Here is a 19094-nt window from a genome sequence, read left to right on the forward strand (position 1 = left end):
TCCGGCTCACCATCTCAATCGGTCTAGTTCCTATGTCCACGAACCCATCCATTTCGAACGATACGCCTACCGTTACTGAACTGCGCGTCGTGCCGGTTGCCGGCCGCGACAGCATGTTGCTGAACCTGAGCGGCGCGCATGGTCCGTACTTCACGCGCAACATCGTGATTCTGCGCGACAGCGCCGGTCATGTCGGTGTGGGCGAAGTGCCGGGCGGCGAGAATATTCGCAAGACGATCGACGACGCGCGTCCGTTTGTGGTCGGTCAGTCGATCGGCAATTTGCAAGCTATCCTGAACAAGGTACGCACGCAGTTCGCAGACCGCGATGCCGGCGGCCGCGGCCTGCAGACATTCGATTTGCGCACCACGATTCACGCCGTGACCGCGCTCGAAGCTGCGTTGCTGGATTTGCTCGGACAGCATCTCGGCGTGCCCGTTGCTGCGCTGCTTGGCGAAGGTCAGCAACGCGATGCAGTGGAAATGCTGGGCTACCTCTTTTATATCGGCGATCGCAACAAGACCGACCTGCCGTATGCAAGCGGCGCTGACGGACGCGACGACTGGGACCGCGTGCGCACCGAAGAAGCGTTGACGCCCGAAGCCGTGGTTCGTCTCGCCGAAGCCGCGCAAGCCCGCTATGGATTCAACGACTTCAAGCTGAAGGGCGGCGTGCTGCCCGGCGACGCTGAAATCGAAGCGGTGACCGCGCTCGCAGAACGCTTCCCGAATGCGCGCGTGACGCTCGATCCGAACGGCGCATGGTCGCTTGAGGAAGCGATCCGCCTCTGTCGCGACAAGCACGACGTGCTCGCTTATGCGGAAGACCCGTGCGGCGCCGAGAACGGCTACTCAGGCCGCGAAGTGATGGCGGAATTCCGCCGCGCGACCGGTTTGCCAACGGCGACCAACATGATCGCTACCGACTGGCGCCAGATGGGCCATGCGATCCAGTTGCAGTCCGTGGATATTCCGCTGGCCGATCCGCACTTCTGGACCATGCAAGGTTCGGTGCGCGTCGCGCAAATGTGCAATGACTGGGGCCTCACGTGGGGCTCGCATTCGAACAATCACTTCGACATCTCGCTCGCGATGTTCACGCATGTGGCAGCGGCCGCGCCCGGCAAGATCACGGCAATCGACACGCATTGGATCTGGCAGGACGGCCAGCGTTTGACGCGCGAACCGTTGCAGATCGTCGGCGGCAAAGTGAAAGTGCCGCAAAAGCCGGGACTCGGCGTCGAACTGGATATGGATGAGATCGAGAAGGCGCACGCGCTCTACCAGCAGCACGGCCTCGGCGCGCGCGACGACGGTGTCGCGATGCAGTACCTGATTCCCAACTGGAAGTTCGACAACAAGCGCCCGTGCCTCGTGCGTTGATTGCTTGCGACGCAGACTGTCACCCGCTCATTCACATTTGACGATATTCACGCATATACAAATGACTTCACCGCAAGAACTCAAAGCGATCGTATCCGAAGGTCTGTTGTCGTTTCCCGTGACCGACTTCGACGCGCAAGGCGACTTCCGCGCCGACACGTACGCGCAACGGCTCGAATGGCTCGCACCGTATGGTGCGACCGCACTGTTTGCCGCAGGCGGCACAGGCGAATTTTTTTCGCTGACCAAAAGCGACTACACCAATGTAATTCGCACAGCGACTGAAACATGCAAGGGCAAAGTACCGATTCTCGCGGGCGCGGGCGGTCCGACGCGCGTCGCAATCGAATATGCGCGGGAAGCAGAGCGCCTTGGTGCCAGCGGCGTCCTGCTGATGCCGCACTATCTGACCGAGGCTTCGCAGGAAGGGATTGCCGCGCACGTCGAACAGGTTTGCAATGCGGTGAAGAACATCGGCGTCATTGTGTATAACCGCGCGAATTCAAAGCTCAATGCCGATATGCTGGAACGGCTCGCGGATCGCTGCCCGAATCTGATCGGCTTCAAAGACGGCGTCGGCGAAATCGAGGCAATGGTGACCATTCGCCGGCGCCTCGGCGACCGTTTCTCGTATCTCGGCGGCCTGCCGACCGCAGAGGTTTATGCAGCGGCGTATAAGGCGCTCGGCGTGCCTGTGTATTCGTCGGCGGTATTCAACTTCATTCCGAAGACCGCGATGGAGTTCTATCGTGCGATTGCCGCAGACGATCATGCGACCACGTCACGGCTCATCGACGAGTTCTTTCTGCCGTATCTGGCGATTCGCAATCGTCGCGCGGGTTACGCAGTGAGCATCGTGAAGGCGGGCGCGAAACTGGTTGGTCGCGACGCCGGTCCGGTACGTGCGCCGCTGACCGATCTGACCGAGGAAGAGTGCGGGCAACTCGCCGCTCTGATTGCGAAACTCGGCCCGCAATAAGCGCGCTGCACGCGTTCGCCGCGGGCCTGGTGCCTAGCCGCGGCGGAACACCACGTGCGAAATCCGCTGCACGAGCAAAGCAGCGGCGAGCGCCGCCACCGCGGTTAGCCACACACCGATATGAATGGACTGCACCAGCGCATCGCGCGCGGTGTCGATCAATGCGAGTGTGTTGAGTCCCGATGGCTTCATGTCCGCGATCAGCTTCAGGCGCGATGCTTCGTCGATCAGAATGCGCAGATCGACGAAGCGCGGACGCCATTGCGTTGCCGTCGGCTCGCCGAGCACGCTCATCGTTCTCGTAACGACGTCGCGATAATGATGCTGCACGACCGTCGCTACGATGCTCGTGCCCAGCATGCCGCCCACCATTCGTGTCGATTGCAGCAGCGCGGTCGTGATGCCGAAGCGCTCGCGCCCCGCAATTTCCTGTCCGAACACATTCAGATTGTTGAGAATGAAGCCGAGGCCGATACCGACCGCGGCCATCGGTAATTCGATCCACAGGTGCGGTGTGTCCGGATTCGCAAATGCAAGACCGATCGACGCGAACAGCAGCAACGCAAAGCCGATAGAGAGGATGCGCGTCGGCTTCTTCATGTGAATCACGATGCGCGTATTCAGCAGGCTGCCGAGTGCGATGCATGCGGCGATGGGCGTGGCGAGCAGACCGGCCTGTTGCGGAGACAGGCCGAAGCCGCCTTGCAGCAGCAGCGGCGCGAAGAAAATCAGCGAGAACATCACGAAGCCGGACAGCATGCCGAGCGTAAACAGCGTGACGAGCTGCGAGTCTTTGAACAGATCGAGCGGAATGATAGGATGTGTGGCGCGCTTCTCGCACACGTACAACGCAACGGCGCCGACGATCACACACACGGCAAGCGTGATGTTGCCGGCCGTCAAGCCGTCTTTCGGCACTGCTTCGATGAAAGCCTGCAGACCGCCGAGCACGGCGGCCACGAGCCCGGCACCGAGCCAGTCGATTTTGACCTCGCCGTCATGCGGCCGCTGAAAACTCGGCAGATGCCCCCAGATAAAGTAGAGCGCCGCCGCACCGACCGGCAGATTGATCAGGAACGTGGAGCGCCAGCCGAGGTGCTCGCTCATCCATCCTCCGAGCGAGGGCCCCGCCGCCGTGCCAATACCGTACGCCGCGGCCATCACCACTTGCCAGCGCACGCGTGCACGCGGGTCGGGGAACAGGTCCGGTATCGACGCGAACGCAGTGCCGACCATCATGCCGCCGCCCACGCCTTGCAGCCCGCGCGCGATGACGAGAAACAGCATGTTGTTTGCGACGCCGCATAGGACCGAAGCTACCGTGAACGTGATCACCGCGGCAATCACGAAGCGCTTGCGACCGAAATAGTCGCCAAGGCGTCCGAACACCGGCACGGTGACGACCGACGCCAGCAGATACGCACTCGCGATCCATGCGTAGTACTCGAAGCCGTGCAGTTCCGCGACGATCGACGGCAGCGCGGTACTGACAACCGTCTGGTCGAGTGCCACGAGCATGTTGACGAGACCGATGCCGAGCATCGCGAAGAGGGCGTTCCGGAAGGGCAGCGCGGGAGCAGCGGCAGTGGAAGTCACGGATCTGGGCTGAAAGGGCGATTAAGGTGAAGCGCTAATTGGGCGAGGTCTGGACAACCGATGTACTAAAGTTGTCTGACCACTAGGTCATTATACGGGTTTGCCCCTAGGTAAAACTATTCCTCTGCGCAAACGCCAATCGCGCTGATTCAAGACCGCGAGCAATCCGCGCATTCCAGACGCAATCCGGCCCGGAGAGGGTTTGTCTCTACACATGCGGCCCCTATCGCTGCCGATAAATAAGCCGAGTGGTCGTGCGATGCTGCCGCGCCGCCTGAACGATTAAACGCGCGCGCAGCGGTCCCTCGGCCTCCTTCGACCGGACGAGACAGGAGCGAGCATGGATCGATTGAATTTCAGGCAGAAGCTCTGGGTGCCGCTTGTCGTCAGCCTGCTGGCGCTTCTCGCCGTGTCGGTGTCGGCGGCGTGGTTGGCGCGTGAGACGCGCGTTGAGGAGCGCAAGCACGACCTTGTGAATGTCGCGCACGTTGGACTCAGCATCGTGAAGGAATATGCGGCGCTTGCGCAGAGCGGCGCGCTAAGCGAGGCCGATGCGCGCAAGCAGGCACTCGAGCGGCTGCGCGGCGTGCGCTACGGCGAAGACGGCTACTTCCTCGTGCTCGACTCCACGCCGCGCATGGTCATGCATGCGATGAAACCCGCATTGGACGGCAAGGATCTCGCGGGCACCGCGGACGCCGACGGCCGTCACCATTACGTGACGTTTGCCGCGACGGCGCAGGCGCCGAAGGGCGGCTTCGTCGACTATGTGTTCCCGCATCCGGGCAGTCCACCGTCCGACGCAGTCGGCAAGATCGGCTACGTGGTGCGTTATGCGCCGTGGGACTGGATCATCGCGACGGGCGCTTACGTCGACGATATCGACGCCGCGTTCAAAGAGTCGCTTTATGTGCTCGGCAGCGTGGTAGGCGCGGTGGCGCTGCTACTGTCCGCGCTCGTCGCGTTCACCAATCGCAGCATTCAACGCACGATTGGCGGCGACCCGGCGTATGTCGCGCAGGTCGCCGGTGAGATCACCAAGGGCAACCTCGTTATTCCTGTTGAGATTCGTGAAGGCGATGAATCGAGTCTGCTGCATACCATGCGGCAGATGCGCGACGGCCTCGCAAAGACCATCGTGCAGATCGGCGGCGCGGCCGAGAAGGTCGCGACCGGCGCGCGGGAGATCGCGGAGGGCAACACGGATCTGTCCGCGCGTACCGAGAGCCAGGCCGCGTCGCTCGAAGAGACGGCGGCCAGCATGGAGCAGATGACCGCGATGGTCCGGCAAACATCGGAGAGCGCGCAGACGGCGAGTCAGTTGACGGCAAGCGCCGAGCAGATCGTCACGCAGGGCGGACAAATGGCGGCTGAGGCCGTGTCGACCATGCAGGAGATATCGACCGAATCGCACAAGATGGTCGAGATCATTGCAGTGATCGAAGGCATTGCGTTTCAGACCAACATTCTTGCGCTGAACGCGGCGGTCGAGGCGGCTCGCGCGGGAGACGAAGGGCGCGGCTTCGCCGTGGTGGCCGGCGAAGTGCGCACGCTCGCTCAGCGCAGCGCTTCTGCGGCGAAGGAAATCCGCACGTTGATCAGCCGCGCCGTGGGTCGCGTCGAGGCCGGCGTTGAACTCGTCGACAAAACCGGTACGACGATTCAGGCGGCGAGCGACGCCATTGCGAAGTTGTCGGGCGTCATGCGCGACATCGCCGCGGCTGCCGCCGAGCAGAGCGCGGGCATCGATCAGGTCGGCGACGCCGTCACGCAGATGGACAGCGTCACGCAACAGAACGCCGCACTCGTCGAAGAGGCCGCGGCGGTAGCGCAGACATTGACCGAGCAGGCGAGATTGCTGGAAGCGTCAATTCGAACTTTCCAGGTGCAAGACCATTCGCGCGAGGGCGGTGTGGAGCGACCGGTACCGAAACACTCGCACCGGTTAGCCGTGGCAGTTTGAATGCGAGCTCCCACAGTGGCGCTATGCTAGCGGTTTCGTTCGGAGAGCCGCATGCCACAAGCGACCCGCACCGCAGCCATTGCATTGCTATCGTGTCTTGCGTTGACTATCGGCACATCGGCGCAAGCCGACTCATCGTGCGATCCGGCATGCGGCGCGCGCGGCCAGCTTCTGGATCATCGGGTCACGTTGCGGCTCAGCGCTGCGGAATTGTACGATCTGCTTACGTCGAGCCCCTCGGGGCAGCACCTCATGCGAATGGCGGGTGCGCCAGCTTGCGGCGTCGAAGTCGTGTATTTCCGCTATCGGACTATTGGCGGCGCGGGTGAACCGACCACTGCAAGCGGGGCATTGATGACCCCGCAAGGCGAATCCGCGGCGTGCGGCGGGCCGCGTCCGCTCATGTTGTATGCGCACGGCACCACCACCTACAGCAAATACAATCTCGCCGATATTGCGCGGACCGACGCGGACAACGAAGGAGCCGGCGAAGGCCTCAGCGTGGCCACGATGTATGCGGCTCACGGCTACATCGTGGCGGCCAGCAACTATGCGGGCTATGCCGGGTCCGATCTTCCGTACCATCCTTATCTGAACGCCGACCAGCAGTCCGCCGATATGATCGACGCGCTGCACGCGGCGCGGGCCATGTTGAACGGCGATGGCTCGTCCGCCCCCACGCGGGAGAACGGCAAGCTCTTCATTACGGGCTACTCGCAAGGCGGGTTCGTTGCGTTGGCGACGCATCGCGCGCTGCAAGCAGCAGGCGTGAAGGTGACCGCATCCGCTCCGGGCTCGGGCCCTTACGCGCTTGCCGCTACCGCCGACGCCATCATTGCAGGCGAGGTCAGTCTCGGCTCGACGCTCTTCACGACGTTGGTCGTGACGGGCTATCAACACGCGTATAAGAACGTGTATCGCAAGCCGACGGAATTTTTCGAAGCCGCCTACGCGCCCGATATCGAGCACGTGCTCCCCAGCGCACAACCTCTCGACACGCTTTTCTCGCAACGGAAATTGCCGTCAACGCACCTTTTCAGCAGTACGCCGCCGGCTGCGCGGTTCGCGTCGATGACACCGCCCGCAGCGCCGTCGCTCACGCCGCCCGCATTGACACCGCTATTTGCCGCAGGTTTCGGCGACGCCAACCTCGTGCGTAACGCCTACCGCCGCGCGCTTCTGGAAGACGCGGCCGCCAATCCCGACGGCGCTTTCCCCGATGCAAGCGCAAGCCTCGCGCCAGCGGACACGCCGCTGCATCCGCTGCGGCAGGCGTTCAAGCGCAACGATCTGCGCAACTGGGTTCCGAAGGCGCCGGTCCTGCTGTGCGGAGGCGGCTCAGACCCGATGGTGTTCTTCTTCAACGCCCGTATCGAGCAGGCTTATTGGCGCGGCGCCAATGTGCCTGCGGGGCTGACATCCGTGCTGGATGTGGACTCGTCCGCCACCGGACCCGACGATCCGTTCGCAAGCGTCAAGCAGGGCTTTGCAAATGCGAAGGCATCGATTGCACGGCAGGCCATCGCCGGCGGCGCGACAGACGGGGGCGCCGCCGCGGTATTGCGTTCCTATCACGGAGGGCTAGTTGCAGGCTCATGCATGATTGCCGCACGGACATTCTTTGCGAACTTCTGAGTGCGCCTGGCTTTAGGCCCGGCGACTACGCGAACACCGTCAATTGCCGAACAACGAGCTTTGCGTGCCGCGGAGAGGCGCTGGGCGCGCGCGTTTCGCGCCGACGTTGGTTGCGTCTGCGGGTGCTTGCGCCTGCCTGTCGGCGGCGGCTTCAAGCGACGTTTGCCCCGCTTCGAGCGACAGCAGCAGCATCTTGTTCGCGAGGCCGCCGGCGAAACCGGTTAGCTCGCCTGACGCGCCGATCACCCGGTGGCATGGCGCCACGATAGAAATCGGGTTTCTGCCGTTTGCCGCGCCGACCGCCCGCACCGCGTTGAGATTGCCGATCTGCGCCGCGATTTGTGCGTAAGTGCGGGTCTGGCCGAAAGGGATGGTCAGCAACGCGGCCCACACTTTCTTCTGAAACTCCGTCCCTTGAAACTGGAGCGCCAGATCGAACGCTTGCCTCTTGCCGGCGAAGTACTCATTCAACTGACGCTCGGCTTCGAGCAGAATCGGCCGATCGTCGGCTTGCATCGACTCTGCCAGACGCACGCGGTTTGGCTTGTCGAATTCCCACAGAATGGCGGCTAGATGCTCGCCGTTGGCAACGAGCTTCAATTTGCCGACGGGAGAATCCATCAACTTGTAGGCGTAAGTCACTTATCTGCTCCTGCGAATTGAAGTGAGACAGCGCGGCACGCGAGTGGTGTCGCAATGACCCTAGTGTGGACTTCCCGCCTGTTGAAGACACGTCGGATCTTGCTGTCTGTTTCGCCGTCAAGTATGAAGGATTCGCGCGCGAGATGGTCAGCTATCGCTAACCGGCAGCGTGACTTCACGCTGCACAACAGCACGTCACGATATGACTCAGTAGAATTGACCCTTCGTGCACGACGGGCGCGGGCCACCGGATCTTCTTACGACTGTGACAACAACACTGGAACAACTGCGAGCGGGACAACTCTCGGGCGCACGCCAACTGAAACTCGCGTGCGGGCTCACTGAGTTTCCGCGCGAGGTTTTCGAACTCGCCGACACGCTCGAAATTCTCGATCTCTCGGGCAATGCGCTGTCAGCGTTGCCGGACGATTTCGCGCGGCTCCATAAGTTGCGCATTCTGTTTGCGTCCAACAATCCGTTCACCGAGTTGCCGGAAGTACTCGGGCAGTGCCGTCAATTGAGCATGGTTGGCTTCAAGGCGAATCGCATTGCTACGGTTGCCGGTAATGCGCTGCCGCCGCGGCTGCGTTGGCTGATTCTTACCGACAACCAGATCGACGAGTTGCCACCGCAGATCGGTGACTGCGCACATTTGCAGAAGTTGATGCTGGCGGGCAATCGTCTGCGTTTTCTTCCGGAAGAACTGGCCGCGTGTTCGCGGCTGGAGTTGTTGCGGCTTGCGGCGAATCGGCTCGACGAATTGCCGGCGTGGCTGTTTCGCATGCCACGGCTCGCGTGGCTCGCTTATGCGGGCAATCCGTTCGGCGACGCACTGGAAGCGGCGGCGTTGACGGATACGCCCATCGCCGAAATTGGCTGGGACGATCTGCGCCTGCAGGAGCAACTGGGCGAGGGCGCCTCGGGTGTGATCTACCGCGCCGAACTACGTGAGCGGGATGGCACATCGCGGCCCGTCGCGGTCAAGCTGTTCAAAGGCGCGGTCACGAGCGACGGTTTGCCCGACTGCGAAATGGCAGCCTGCATCCGGGCCGGCGGTCACGCGAACCTGATTGCCGTCGCGGGGAAAGTAAAAGATCATCCGGCAAACGCGCACGGCCTCGTGATGGAACTGATCGAGCCGCAATTTCGCAACCTGGCGGGGCCGCCGAGCTTCGAGTCGTGCACGCGGGACATTTACGCGGCGGGCATAAGCTTCGAAGCCGCCGATGTCGTGGATATGGCGCACGGCATTGCATCTGCCGCATGTCATTTGCACCGGCGGGGCATGATGCACGGCGACCTGTACGCGCACAACATTCTGCACGACGGTCGGGCACGTGTATTGTTAGGAGACTTCGGCGCGGCATCTTTCTATTCGACAGAAAACCGCGAACGCAGCGCTGCGCTTGAACGTCTCGAAGTGCGAGCGTTTGGTTGTCTGCTCGATGAATTGATCGAGCGTTTGGAAGCGAGCGATCGTAGCGACCACGGTCATGTGCGCGATGAACTCGCCGTGTTGAGAGACAGTTGCCTGAGTGAAGACGTTCAAAGCCGGCCGCTATTCGAGCAGATCGCATCGGATCTACGCGCGTTGAAGGCTCGGTAATGCTGAACTTGCAAGCCGCTTGCGGACAGGTCAACCCGCATCCATCCGTTGGCGTCGATGCTGTTGTCGAGCGCTGCCAGCAAGGAGAGAAACCATGACGCAGGAAATGCGCCGCCGCGTGCTGATCGCCGGTGCTCTGGCTGCGGCCGGTCTCACACGAGCGGCCGGCGCGGCAACGGTGGAAGGCGGCATGCCGAAAATCGCGCTCGTGCTGAAATCGATTAACGATCCTTTCACGGTCGCGATGGCTAACGCGGCAAAAAACTATCAGCAGCATTACGCGTCGCAATTCGCATTAACGGTTCGCGGTACCGCGACCGAAGCCGACACGGCCGGACAGATCCGTATCGTCGACGATCTGATCAAGGCAAAGATGAACGCGATCGTGATTGCGCCGTCCGGCTCGAAACCGCTGACGGCCGTGGTGGCGCGCGCAATCAAGGCGGGCATCATCGTGGTGAGCATCGACAATCCGCTCGACGACGCATCGCAGGACGCCGCGAAGATCTCCGTGCCGTTCGTCGGACCGGACAATCGCAAGGGTGCGACGCTGGTGGCGAACTATCTCGCCGAGCGGCTGCAGGCCGGCGACCAGGTGGGGATCATCGAGGGCATCGCCGCGGACCGCAACGCACAGGAACGCACGGCCGGCTACAGAGACGTCATGAGCACGGCGGGCATGCAAGTGGTCGCGACCCAGGCGGCGGATTGGGAGTATGGCAAGGGCCGTGACGTCGCGTCGAAAATGCTCGGCCAGCATCCGCAGATTCGCGGCTTGCTCTGCGCGAACGACAACATGGCAATGGGCGCGGCGGACGCTGTTCGCGACGCGGGCCGAACCGGCGGTGTTTATATCACCGGCTACAACGCGATTGAAGCGATCAAACCGTTGATCGCCGACGGCCACGTGCTAGCCACTGTCAATCAATTCGCAGACCGGCAGGCCGTGTTCGGCATGGACGTCGCGTTGAAAGCCGTGACCGGGCAGAGAAAGCAGCGCGAGTTGTCGCGGACCATAGAAACGCCGCTGCAACTGGTGACGGCAGCGACGCGGTAAACCCGTTTGCCACCAGCCAACGAAAGGGCGAATGTGCGACCCTCTGACAAAGCGAACGGCAGGCTGACTGCTACCGTTCGCCTCCACAAGTGCTCAACGCGGGAACAGATCTAGAAAGTATCCCAGCCGTCCGTTCGGGTTGCAGCCGCAGCCCCAGCTCCACTGCTAGCCGTAGCAGCCATGGCGGGGCGCAAGGTGGCCGCCGCAGCGCGCCTGTTCGAGATCACGCCGTTGTTCGCAGAGGCGCTTCGCGCGCGAGGCGCAGCGTAGGACGCATGCGATGCCGACAACGCGGCGCCTTCAAGACGGAAGAACGACACCGACTGATTCAACTGCCGGCCCTGATCTTCGAGCGATTTCGACGCGGCCGCCGCTTCTTCCACGAGCGCGGCATTCTGCTGCGTGACCTCGTCCATCTGCGTGATCGCCTGATTGACCTGCTCGATGCCGCGACTTTGTTCCGCCGATGCCGCCGCGATTTCGCCCATGATGTCGGTCACGCGCGCGACGGCCTGTGTGACTTCCGCCATTGTCATGCCCGCCTTGTCGGCGAGTGACGAGCCGTCCTGAATCTTCTGCACGGACGTGCTGATCAGGTCTTTGATCTCTTTCGCCGCGCTCGACGAGCGCTGCGCGAGGTTGCGCACCTCGCTTGCCACCACCGCGAAGCCTCGCCCCTGTTCGCCCGCACGCGCCGCTTCGACGGCGGCATTGAGCGCCAGGATATTCGTCTGGAACGCAATGCCTTCGATCATGCCGGTGATCTCTGCGATACGCGTGGAGTTGGCGCTGATCTCGCCCATCGTCCCCACCATTTGCCCGACGACGCCATTGCCCTTCAACGCGACTTCGGATGCATTGGCGGACAAGGTGCTCGCCTGCTGCGCATTCTCGGCGTTCTGTTTGACGGTGGCGGTCAACTCTTCCATGCTCGATGCGGTCTCCTGAAGAGACGACGCCTGCTGCTCCGTGCGCGACGACAGATCCACGTTGCCCGACGCGATCTGACTCGAGCCCGTTGCGATGCTGTCGGCCGCATTGCGAACATTGCCGATCAGACGAACGAGGCTCGACTGCATCTCGCCCATCGATGCAAGTACGCTGCCCGCCGGTGCAGTGCTGGCTCCGGGAACCGAGCGCAAGTCGCCTTCTGCGACACGCCGCGTGACTTCCGCAAGCGCGACGGGCTCGGCACCAAGCGCACGCAGCAAGCCGCGCGTGATGATGACCCCGCCTCCGACAGCGAGCGCAATCGCGCCGAAGCAGAAGACGATCAGCAGGTTGCGCTGATGTACGAATTGCTCCGCCGATTCCTGCGCCAACTGCATCGCGTGTTCATGCGTGGCGTCGGCGTATGCATTCGAAGCCTTGATCAACGCGGCGAGCAACGGCCTGCACTTGACCGCGATCTCGGCGATTGCGGCGTCGCGTTGTCCGTCCACGGCGAGCCTGTCGATCTCCAGTGCAACCGGCCGATAAAGCTGTTCGATCCGCGATATTTCGCCAGCCAGAGCACGGGCCTTGTCGGTCATGTCCGGTGCGCTCGCCACCATTGCATTGAATTTCTCGAGGTTGCTCTCCACTCGTTTCTCGGCATCGAGCACGGCGGCCTTTTCAACTTCGAGGTCGGCGGATGAAGAGACCAGCACCAGGTTGCGCACTGCCATCGCACGGTCGTCGACGGCGCTTCGCACCGACTCGGCCATCTGCGCGCGTGCATTGACGCCACTTATATAGCCGGTGAAGCGCTCGTTCGCATTGTTCAGCGCTTTCAGAGAAATGGCCGAGACGATCAACACGACGACGGCAAGTGAACCGAACGCCGCTGCCAGCTTTGCCTTCTCCGAGAGGTTACGAAAATTCATGATTCCTGGACTCCAGTCGACACTTTTCTGGCCGAAAACTAAGTAAAGCCTTTCGATTCCCTTTAACGCGAGGGGCAGCAGCACGCGATCTCAATCAGTTGGCGTCGGTGCTAAACGCAATAACGGCCAGCAGTGCGATGGCAATAGGGCGACTACTCTGCGCAATTCACGCGCAAAGGTTTGCGCATCATTGATATTCACTATGAAGCAATTGCTCAATCAGAAATCGCGACGGCTCGCGCCAGTTCCGAGGCAATATGACGCCCGCGTGACATGCTGATGGCGGCCATCGCGGCTTCATGTTCTGCTGGTAAATTGCGGGTTGTTAGAAACCTGAAGCGGAAGCAGGCAATGGACGACTTATGAAATCTGAACTTCTGCTGCAAACTTACGGCTCGGACTCGTCCGGCATCGTGTGCGGCTTTGTCTTTTCGCCGACGCAACCCGGCCGGCCCATTTCCGCCGATGACGCGCTCGAATGGCTACATGCGCAGCAAAGCGCGGATGCTGCGTCGCATTCCGACGAATTCATATGGCTGCATTTCAACCTCGCGCACAGCGCGAGTGAACGCTGGATGCGCGCGCAGCTCGATTTGCCCGAGACGTTTTTCGACGCGTTGCGGGAAGGTTCGCACTCGACGCGTATCGAGCAGGCAGACGGCGCGCTGCGCGCGGTGGTCAACGACGTCATGTTCAATCTCGAGTTCATTCCGTCGGAGATCGCCACGTTATGGATTTACGCGCACCAGCGAATCATCGTGACGGCGCGTCTAAAGCCGCTGCGTTCCGTGGACCGGCTGCGCGCGTCGGTGAAGGAAGGAGAAGTTTTTCGCTCGCCGGTGGAACTGCTCGTCCATCTGATGCGCGACCAGGCCGATCTGCTCGTGCAGATCGTCCGCCGCACGAGCGCGGACATCGATCGTATTGAAGACCGCTTCCTCTCCCAGCGGCCCACGCAAAACCGGCTGGATCTCGGCGCGATGCGACGCATGCTGACCCGTTTGCAGCGGATGCTCGCGCCGGAGCCGGGCGCGATTTTTCGTCTGCTCGCAAGACCGCCTCGCTGGCTTCACGCTGAAGACGTGCAGGATTTGCGCGAGTCGACAGAGGAGTTTTCAGTCGTGCTCTCCGACATGGCAGGTCTGATCGAACGCGTGAGACTGCTGCAGGAAGAGATCATTTCGCGGCTGGAAGAACAGAACAACCGCACCCTGTTCACACTCACCTTGGTCACGGTTCTCGCCATGCCGATCAACATCGTCGCGGGGTTCTTCGGTATGAACGTGGGCGGCATTCCGTTTGCCGAGAATCACCACGGCTTCTGGGTGATGGTGGTGCTCGTGGCCTGCTTCACGGGACTGACGGCCTGGTGGGCGTTTCGACGAAGAAAGGACCGATAGCGAGGCTTGCGCATACTATTGCCGATGCGCCGCGTGACGGCAGAGCGGCATCGGAACGAATCTGTCCGTGCGGGGGCTGTGCCAACGGACGTTAGTGAAAAATGACCGGCTGCATGCCGCATGTGCGGCCAACAATAATGCCAAAAGACCATGTCCAGTTCCGTTGCGCTGCTCGCTACCGTGTTCGTCTCATGCCTTTCGAGCGCGGCCGTGCTGGGTTACCTTGCGCGATGTAAGGTCGCCGGATTACGCCGCTGGCTTGCTGCTCACTGCCTGTTCGCCGTCGCATCCGGCGTGCTGTTTCTCGTGCACGTCCGGCCTTCGGCGGCCGTCATGCTTGCATCGTGCATGCTCGTGCTTGGCGGCGCGCTGCTCATGCTGCAAGGTTGCCGCGCGTTCGTCGGCAAGCCGCCGTGCCTGACAGGCGAGCATCTCGCGTTAGGCGTGTGCGTGGGTGCCGTCATGTACTGGACCTGGGAGTCGCCGAACGTCAGCGCGAGAGCCGCGGTCATGTCTTTCGCGCTTGCGTATGCGCGCATCGCCGTGGGGTGGACGCTCTGGAGTTCGCGTGTGCGTGAGCGTCCACAATACGGCCACTGGCTCGTGCTTTGTGCGGCGCTCGTCGGTGGAATCGTGTACTTCGCGCGCGGCGCTCTGAACGCTTTCTTCGCCGATCCCGCAATAAGCTGGCCGACGCACGTCGCTCCCGATTTCGCCTTTCTGGGCATCAGCATTCTTTCGTTGCCGCTCCTGTCGATCGGCCTCGTGATGGTGGCCAACGACCGGCTGATGCAACAGGTCGAGAAGCTGGCCACTTTCGACGAGTTGACCGGCGCCCTGGTACGTCGCGCATTCATGATTCGCGGCACAACGCTCTCGCAGGTGGCGCGCGCGGCGCACACCGAATTGTGCGTCGCGATTATCGACATCGACGATTTCAAAACCATTAACGATCGACACGGTCATGCCACAGGCGACCGCGTTCTCGCGGATTTTGGCGCTGAAGTGCATCGGCACATGCGTGCCGGTGACGTGTTCGGTCGCCTGGGCGGCGAGGAGTTCGCGATACTTTTCCCGCAGACGTCGATGGCGGAAGCGGCTCGCCTGGTCAGCAGCATGCTCGCCGCGGTGAGTTGCCCGCAGCCGGCTGCAAAAGGCAAGCTGACGTATGCGTTCAGCGCCGGCATCAACGAATGTGCACAGGCGGAGAGTCTGAGCGACGCGCTGGCCGGCGCGGACGCCATGCTGTATCGCGCGAAACGAGCCGGCAAATGCCGGATCGAACTCGCGCAGACGGAACGCGCGAGCCACCCTGCGAACGACATGGCGCGCTCGGCGTATTAGCGCCGTGCGTTGAATGTCCGCACGCGGCGTTGGGGCCATGCGCCGCGCCGCGCTGCGTTGATGCGCTATCGCGAGTTTTCACGCTCTAGCGGCTCGCCCAACACGAACGGTCCACCTTGAAAGCGCTGCGCCGGGTCGTCGCGTGAGGCGTCAGGCGCCGTTGCGGGAAAGCGCTCTGCAAACGGCGCGGAACTGTCGCGCGGATTGAAGCCGAGGAAACTCGCCTTGGTGTTGTCCCACCACTTGACCGGATTGTCCGACGCGCCGTACACCACCACATGCCCCACGCGGTTCGTGAACAGCGAGCAGCGCACGAGTTCGATGAAGTCGCGATAGCTCAGGTACGTGACGAGCATCCGCGGGTTCTTTGGCTCTTCAAACGACGAACCGATGCGCATGCACACCGTCTCTATGCCGAAGCGATCGTAGTAGTAGCGCGAAAGCGCTTCACCGAAGCATTTGGTCACGCCGTAAAGGGTGTCGGGTCGCTGCGGCGCGTCGGCGTCGAGTACTTCGGTTACCGGATGAAAACCGATCACGTGGTTCGAACTGGCGAACGCAATGCGCTTTACGCCGTGCTTGCGTGCCGCCTCATAGAGGTTGTACGTGCCGGCAATGTTCGCGCCGAGAAGGTCGTCGAAAGGGGCGTCGATTGAAATGCCGCCCAGATGCACGATTGCGTCCACGCCTTCCACCAGTTGCATGACGGCCTCCCGGTTCGCCAGATCCACCACGCTCGCTTCCTCATGGGGCGCTGGCTCGCCCAGGCTCGCAATGTCGGTCACACGAACCACATCGGCCCATTCGGCGAGCGCGCCGCGCAACTGGCGGCCGAGGTTGCCCGCGGCGCCCGTCAGAAGCAGGCGCCGGAACGGCTTGCGTGGTGCGGCGTCGTTTTGGGTCATCGTTTGGCTCATCGGCGAAACTCCTGCAAGTAGCGTAGCTAGTTAGGTAAACGTTTTTGACAGCGGGCGAAGCGACGCGAAGCCGGGCGTTAGTGGACGTCTCAGCATGTCGGAAAGGCCCGCATATCAGGTCTTTTCTGCGACAATCGGTTAACAAAGAGAAAACGTTACCTTCGGGATGAAAAAACTTTCTCCGACCATTCGCGATGTCGCTGCCGCTGCGGGTGTCTCGGTCGCAACCGTGTCGAAGTACATGAACGGCGCGCAACGCTTTTCCGCGCCGGTCGAGGCTCGACTGAAGGCCGCGATCGAAGAACTCGGCTACCGTTCGAATCCGCTCGCGCGATCCATGATCACCGGCCGCACGCGCGCAATCGGGCTGACGATTCTCGACATCAGTAATCCGCACTTCACCAACGTCGTGAAGGGCGCGAACCGCATTGCGCTGCGCCACGATTACACGCTGCTGCTCGTCGATACCGACGAAAACCAGGCGCGCGAACGGCCGTTGATCGAAGCGCTTGCGCAGCGCGTGGACGGGCTGATCCTCAGTTCGCGCATGTCCGACAGCGAGTCGCAATGGTTGCTCGATCTCGGCAAGCCACTCGTGCTGCTGCGGCACAGCGATACGTTGCCGATTCCGAGTGTGGGCATCGACAACCGGCTTGCCACCTACATGCTCGCGCGGCATCTGCTAAATCTCGGGCATCGTCAAATTGCTTACCTCGGCTTTGGACAGGCACGCATCAACGACGAGCGGATTCGCGGCGCGCGCGAGTGTCTCGAGGAAGCGGGCCTGACGCTCGATGTCTACGACGCGCATGCGCCGACCTCTCATGCCGGCGAACATGCATGTTCGCGCGTCATGCTCGGCCCGCGCAGGCCCCATGCGGTGATCTGCTATAACGACCTGATCGCGCTTGGCTTCATGAAAGAGGCCGCGTCGCTGGGTATCAAGGTGCCGCAGGAGTTGTCCGTAACCGGCGTCGACAACGTTCCGTACGGCGAATTCGCGGCGCCGGCGCTGACAACGGTCGATATTCAAAGCGAGAAGATGGGCGAGCTCGCGATGCAAAAACTGATCGACGCACTTGCGGGCCACCCCGACACAGGACATTCGATGTTCGAGCCGAGGCTCATCGTCCGTGAATCGACGGCGGCCTGCGGCTGACATGCGTCGCGGTTTCACTCACGCTTCTCAAGCTTCACGCTTCGAACTTCGCCGGTGCCATGCGCGGCGTCAGCATGTGCATCACGGCAAACGCGATGAGATAGGCGAGCGCGCCGATTGCGAACAGCACCCAGTAGTGACCGGTGCGTTGCAGCACCTGTCCGATCACTTCCGAGAACAGCACGCCGCCAATCGAACCAGCCATCCCGCCAATGCCGACGACCGCGCCAAGCGCGCGCTTCGGAAAAAGGTCCGACGCCGTGGTGAAGAGATTCGCGGACCAGCCCTGATGCGCTGCCGCTGCGAGGCCGACGATCGCAACCGCGCCCCACAGGTTGTCCACCTGCGAGACGAACGCGATCGGCAACACGCAACACGCGCAGATGAACATCGCTGTTTTGCGCGCGGCGTTCACGCTCCATCCTGCACGCAGCAACGCCGACGAAAGCCAGCCGCCGCCGATGCTGCCCACGGTCGTCATCGCATAGATGCAAACGAGCGGCAGGCCGATGTGCTGCATGTCCATGCCGCGCGACTCGTTGAGCCACTTCGGCAGCCAGAACAGATAAAACCACCACACCGGATCGGTCAAGAATTTGCCGATCAGGAACGCCCAGGTTTGCCGCTTGCGAATCAGCACGCCCCAACCGGGCGCGCGGGCGTTGGCGTTGGCAGCATCGAGCGCTTCGACTTCGTCGCGGGCTTCTTCAAGATCGTCGTTGTGTGAACGCGGTTCAGCCGAGCGGTAGAAAGCGAACCATACGGCGAGCCACACAATGCCCAACGCGCCGATGATCACGAACGCCGAGCGCCAGCCGAACGCCAGTGCAAGCGGCGGGATGATCGCGGGCGCGAACACTGCGCCGATGTTCGCGCCTGAGTTGAAGATGCCGGTTGCCAGCGCGCGCTCGCGCCGCGGGAACCACTCGGCGGTGGTCTTGATCGCGGCCGGGAAATTGCCGCCTTCGCCTATGCCCAGCAGCGCGCGCACCATTGCGAAGCCGGTTACCGAGCCTACTGCGGCGTGCAGCATCGCGGCAATACTCCATATGAGCATGGCAAGCGCGTAGGAAATTCGCGTGCCGAGCCAGTCGACGATCCTGCCGAAGCACAGCAATCCCACTGCATAAAACGCGGAGAACGCGATCACGATGCGGCCGTACTGCACCTGGCTCCAGCCGATGTCGTGCTGCAGCAGCGGCGCAAGCAGACCGAGAATCTGCCGATCCATGTAGTTGATGACCGTCGCGAAGAACAGCAGTGCGCACACCGTCCAGCGATAGCGGCTGGCAGTACGGGCTAGACCGAGTACAGCAGTTTGCATGGATGTCTCCGTCGCGCAGCCTCGCTCGTCGCGCTGCGCTTTATATACCGGGCGACGAGCGCCCCAAGCCCGTCACGTGCGACGCAGTGCAACAGCGCCGAGTCGACGATTTGGACCTAATTAGGAAAACGTTTTTCTAAGCATAGAAGCTTTGCGCGCGATTTTCCAGTACTGAGTTTACCTAGGATTGTGCGCAGTGGCGCAGTGGTGCGAGCATTCAGTTCT

General features: G+C 62.1%; 14 protein-coding genes. 9 read left to right on the plus strand and 5 right to left on the minus strand.

The window, feature by feature from the left end:
• The first annotated feature begins 32 nt into the window (after window positions 1–32).
• The gene (gene gudD / locus ACTJLB_RS15550; protein WP_088175591.1) at window positions 33–1382 is read left to right on the plus strand and encodes a glucarate dehydratase; all 1350 of its coding nucleotides are present in this window, start codon (window positions 33–35) and stop codon (window positions 1380–1382) included.
• 61 nt (window positions 1383–1443) lie between these two features.
• The gene (gene kdgD / locus ACTJLB_RS15555; RefSeq protein ID WP_087753076.1) at window positions 1444–2361 is read left to right on the plus strand and encodes a 5-dehydro-4-deoxyglucarate dehydratase; all 918 of its coding nucleotides are present in this window, start codon (window positions 1444–1446) and stop codon (window positions 2359–2361) included.
• Between the two features lie 33 nt (window positions 2362–2394).
• On the opposite strand, the gene ACTJLB_RS15560 is transcribed toward kdgD, so the two are convergent.
• Window positions 2395–3903: an MFS transporter gene (locus ACTJLB_RS15560; RefSeq protein WP_440783823.1), complete on the minus strand. Its 1509-nt coding sequence runs from the start codon at window positions 3901–3903 to the stop codon at window positions 2395–2397.
• A 394-nt stretch (window positions 3904–4297) separates the two neighbouring features.
• Here ACTJLB_RS15560 and ACTJLB_RS15565 point away from each other — a divergent pair, with 394 nt between their 5' ends.
• Window positions 4298–5920 carry a methyl-accepting chemotaxis protein gene (locus ACTJLB_RS15565; RefSeq protein ID WP_440783777.1) on the plus strand — a complete coding sequence of 541 codons (1623 nt, stop codon included), beginning with the start codon at window positions 4298–4300 and terminating at the stop codon, window positions 5918–5920.
• Between the two features lie 51 nt (window positions 5921–5971).
• A complete protein-coding gene (locus ACTJLB_RS15570; RefSeq protein ID WP_440783778.1) occupies window positions 5972–7555 on the plus strand; it encodes an alpha/beta hydrolase family protein in 1584 nt (527 codons plus the stop codon).
• 39 nt (window positions 7556–7594) lie between these two features.
• Here ACTJLB_RS15570 and ACTJLB_RS15575 read toward each other — a convergent pair whose 3' ends face one another.
• Window positions 7595–8197: a methylated-DNA--[protein]-cysteine S-methyltransferase gene (locus ACTJLB_RS15575; protein WP_440783779.1), complete on the minus strand. Its 603-nt coding sequence runs from the start codon at window positions 8195–8197 to the stop codon at window positions 7595–7597.
• 265 nt (window positions 8198–8462) lie between these two features.
• Here ACTJLB_RS15575 and ACTJLB_RS15580 point away from each other — a divergent pair, with 265 nt between their 5' ends.
• Together ACTJLB_RS15580 and ACTJLB_RS15585 are read left to right on the plus strand one after the other, a co-directional pair.
• Window positions 8463–9803, plus strand: a complete 1341-nt coding sequence (locus tag ACTJLB_RS15580; protein ID WP_440783780.1) for a leucine-rich repeat-containing protein kinase family protein — start codon at window positions 8463–8465, stop codon at window positions 9801–9803.
• 94 nt (window positions 9804–9897) lie between these two features.
• A complete protein-coding gene (locus ACTJLB_RS15585; RefSeq protein WP_440783781.1) occupies window positions 9898–10860 on the plus strand; it encodes a substrate-binding domain-containing protein in 963 nt (320 codons plus the stop codon).
• A gap of 110 nt (window positions 10861–10970) precedes the next feature.
• Here ACTJLB_RS15585 and ACTJLB_RS15590 read toward each other — a convergent pair whose 3' ends face one another.
• Window positions 10971–12725, minus strand: coding sequence for a methyl-accepting chemotaxis protein (locus ACTJLB_RS15590; RefSeq protein ID WP_440783782.1), 1755 nt, complete (start codon window positions 12723–12725; stop codon window positions 10971–10973).
• Between the two features lie 362 nt (window positions 12726–13087).
• Here ACTJLB_RS15590 and ACTJLB_RS15595 point away from each other — a divergent pair, with 362 nt between their 5' ends.
• Window positions 13088–14125 carry a transporter gene (locus ACTJLB_RS15595; RefSeq protein WP_288826706.1) on the plus strand — a complete coding sequence of 346 codons (1038 nt, stop codon included), beginning with the start codon at window positions 13088–13090 and terminating at the stop codon, window positions 14123–14125.
• A 150-nt stretch (window positions 14126–14275) separates the two neighbouring features.
• Window positions 14276–15469 carry a GGDEF domain-containing protein gene (locus tag ACTJLB_RS15600; protein WP_440783783.1) on the plus strand — a complete coding sequence of 398 codons (1194 nt, stop codon included), beginning with the start codon at window positions 14276–14278 and terminating at the stop codon, window positions 15467–15469.
• A gap of 65 nt (window positions 15470–15534) precedes the next feature.
• Here the strand turns inward: ACTJLB_RS15600 and ACTJLB_RS15605 are convergent, their stop codons facing one another.
• Complete coding sequence (locus ACTJLB_RS15605) at window positions 15535–16386, minus strand: NAD-dependent epimerase/dehydratase family protein (RefSeq protein ID WP_440783784.1); 852 nt, start codon at window positions 16384–16386, stop codon at window positions 15535–15537.
• A gap of 166 nt (window positions 16387–16552) precedes the next feature.
• Here ACTJLB_RS15605 and ACTJLB_RS15610 point away from each other — a divergent pair, with 166 nt between their 5' ends.
• Window positions 16553–17545 carry a LacI family DNA-binding transcriptional regulator gene (locus ACTJLB_RS15610; RefSeq protein ID WP_020068883.1) on the plus strand — a complete coding sequence of 331 codons (993 nt, stop codon included), beginning with the start codon at window positions 16553–16555 and terminating at the stop codon, window positions 17543–17545.
• Window positions 17546–17579: 34 nt separating this feature from the next.
• Here ACTJLB_RS15610 and ACTJLB_RS15615 read toward each other — a convergent pair whose 3' ends face one another.
• Window positions 17580–18869 (minus strand): MFS transporter, encoded by a 1290-nt coding sequence (locus ACTJLB_RS15615; RefSeq protein WP_131317895.1) that lies wholly within the window; start codon window positions 18867–18869, stop codon window positions 17580–17582.
• Between the last annotated feature and the right edge of the window lie 225 nt (window positions 18870–19094).

It is taken from the genome of Paraburkholderia sp. 22098 (assembly GCF_052045935.1).
Classification (GTDB): domain Bacteria; phylum Pseudomonadota; class Gammaproteobacteria; order Burkholderiales; family Burkholderiaceae; genus Paraburkholderia; species Paraburkholderia caledonica.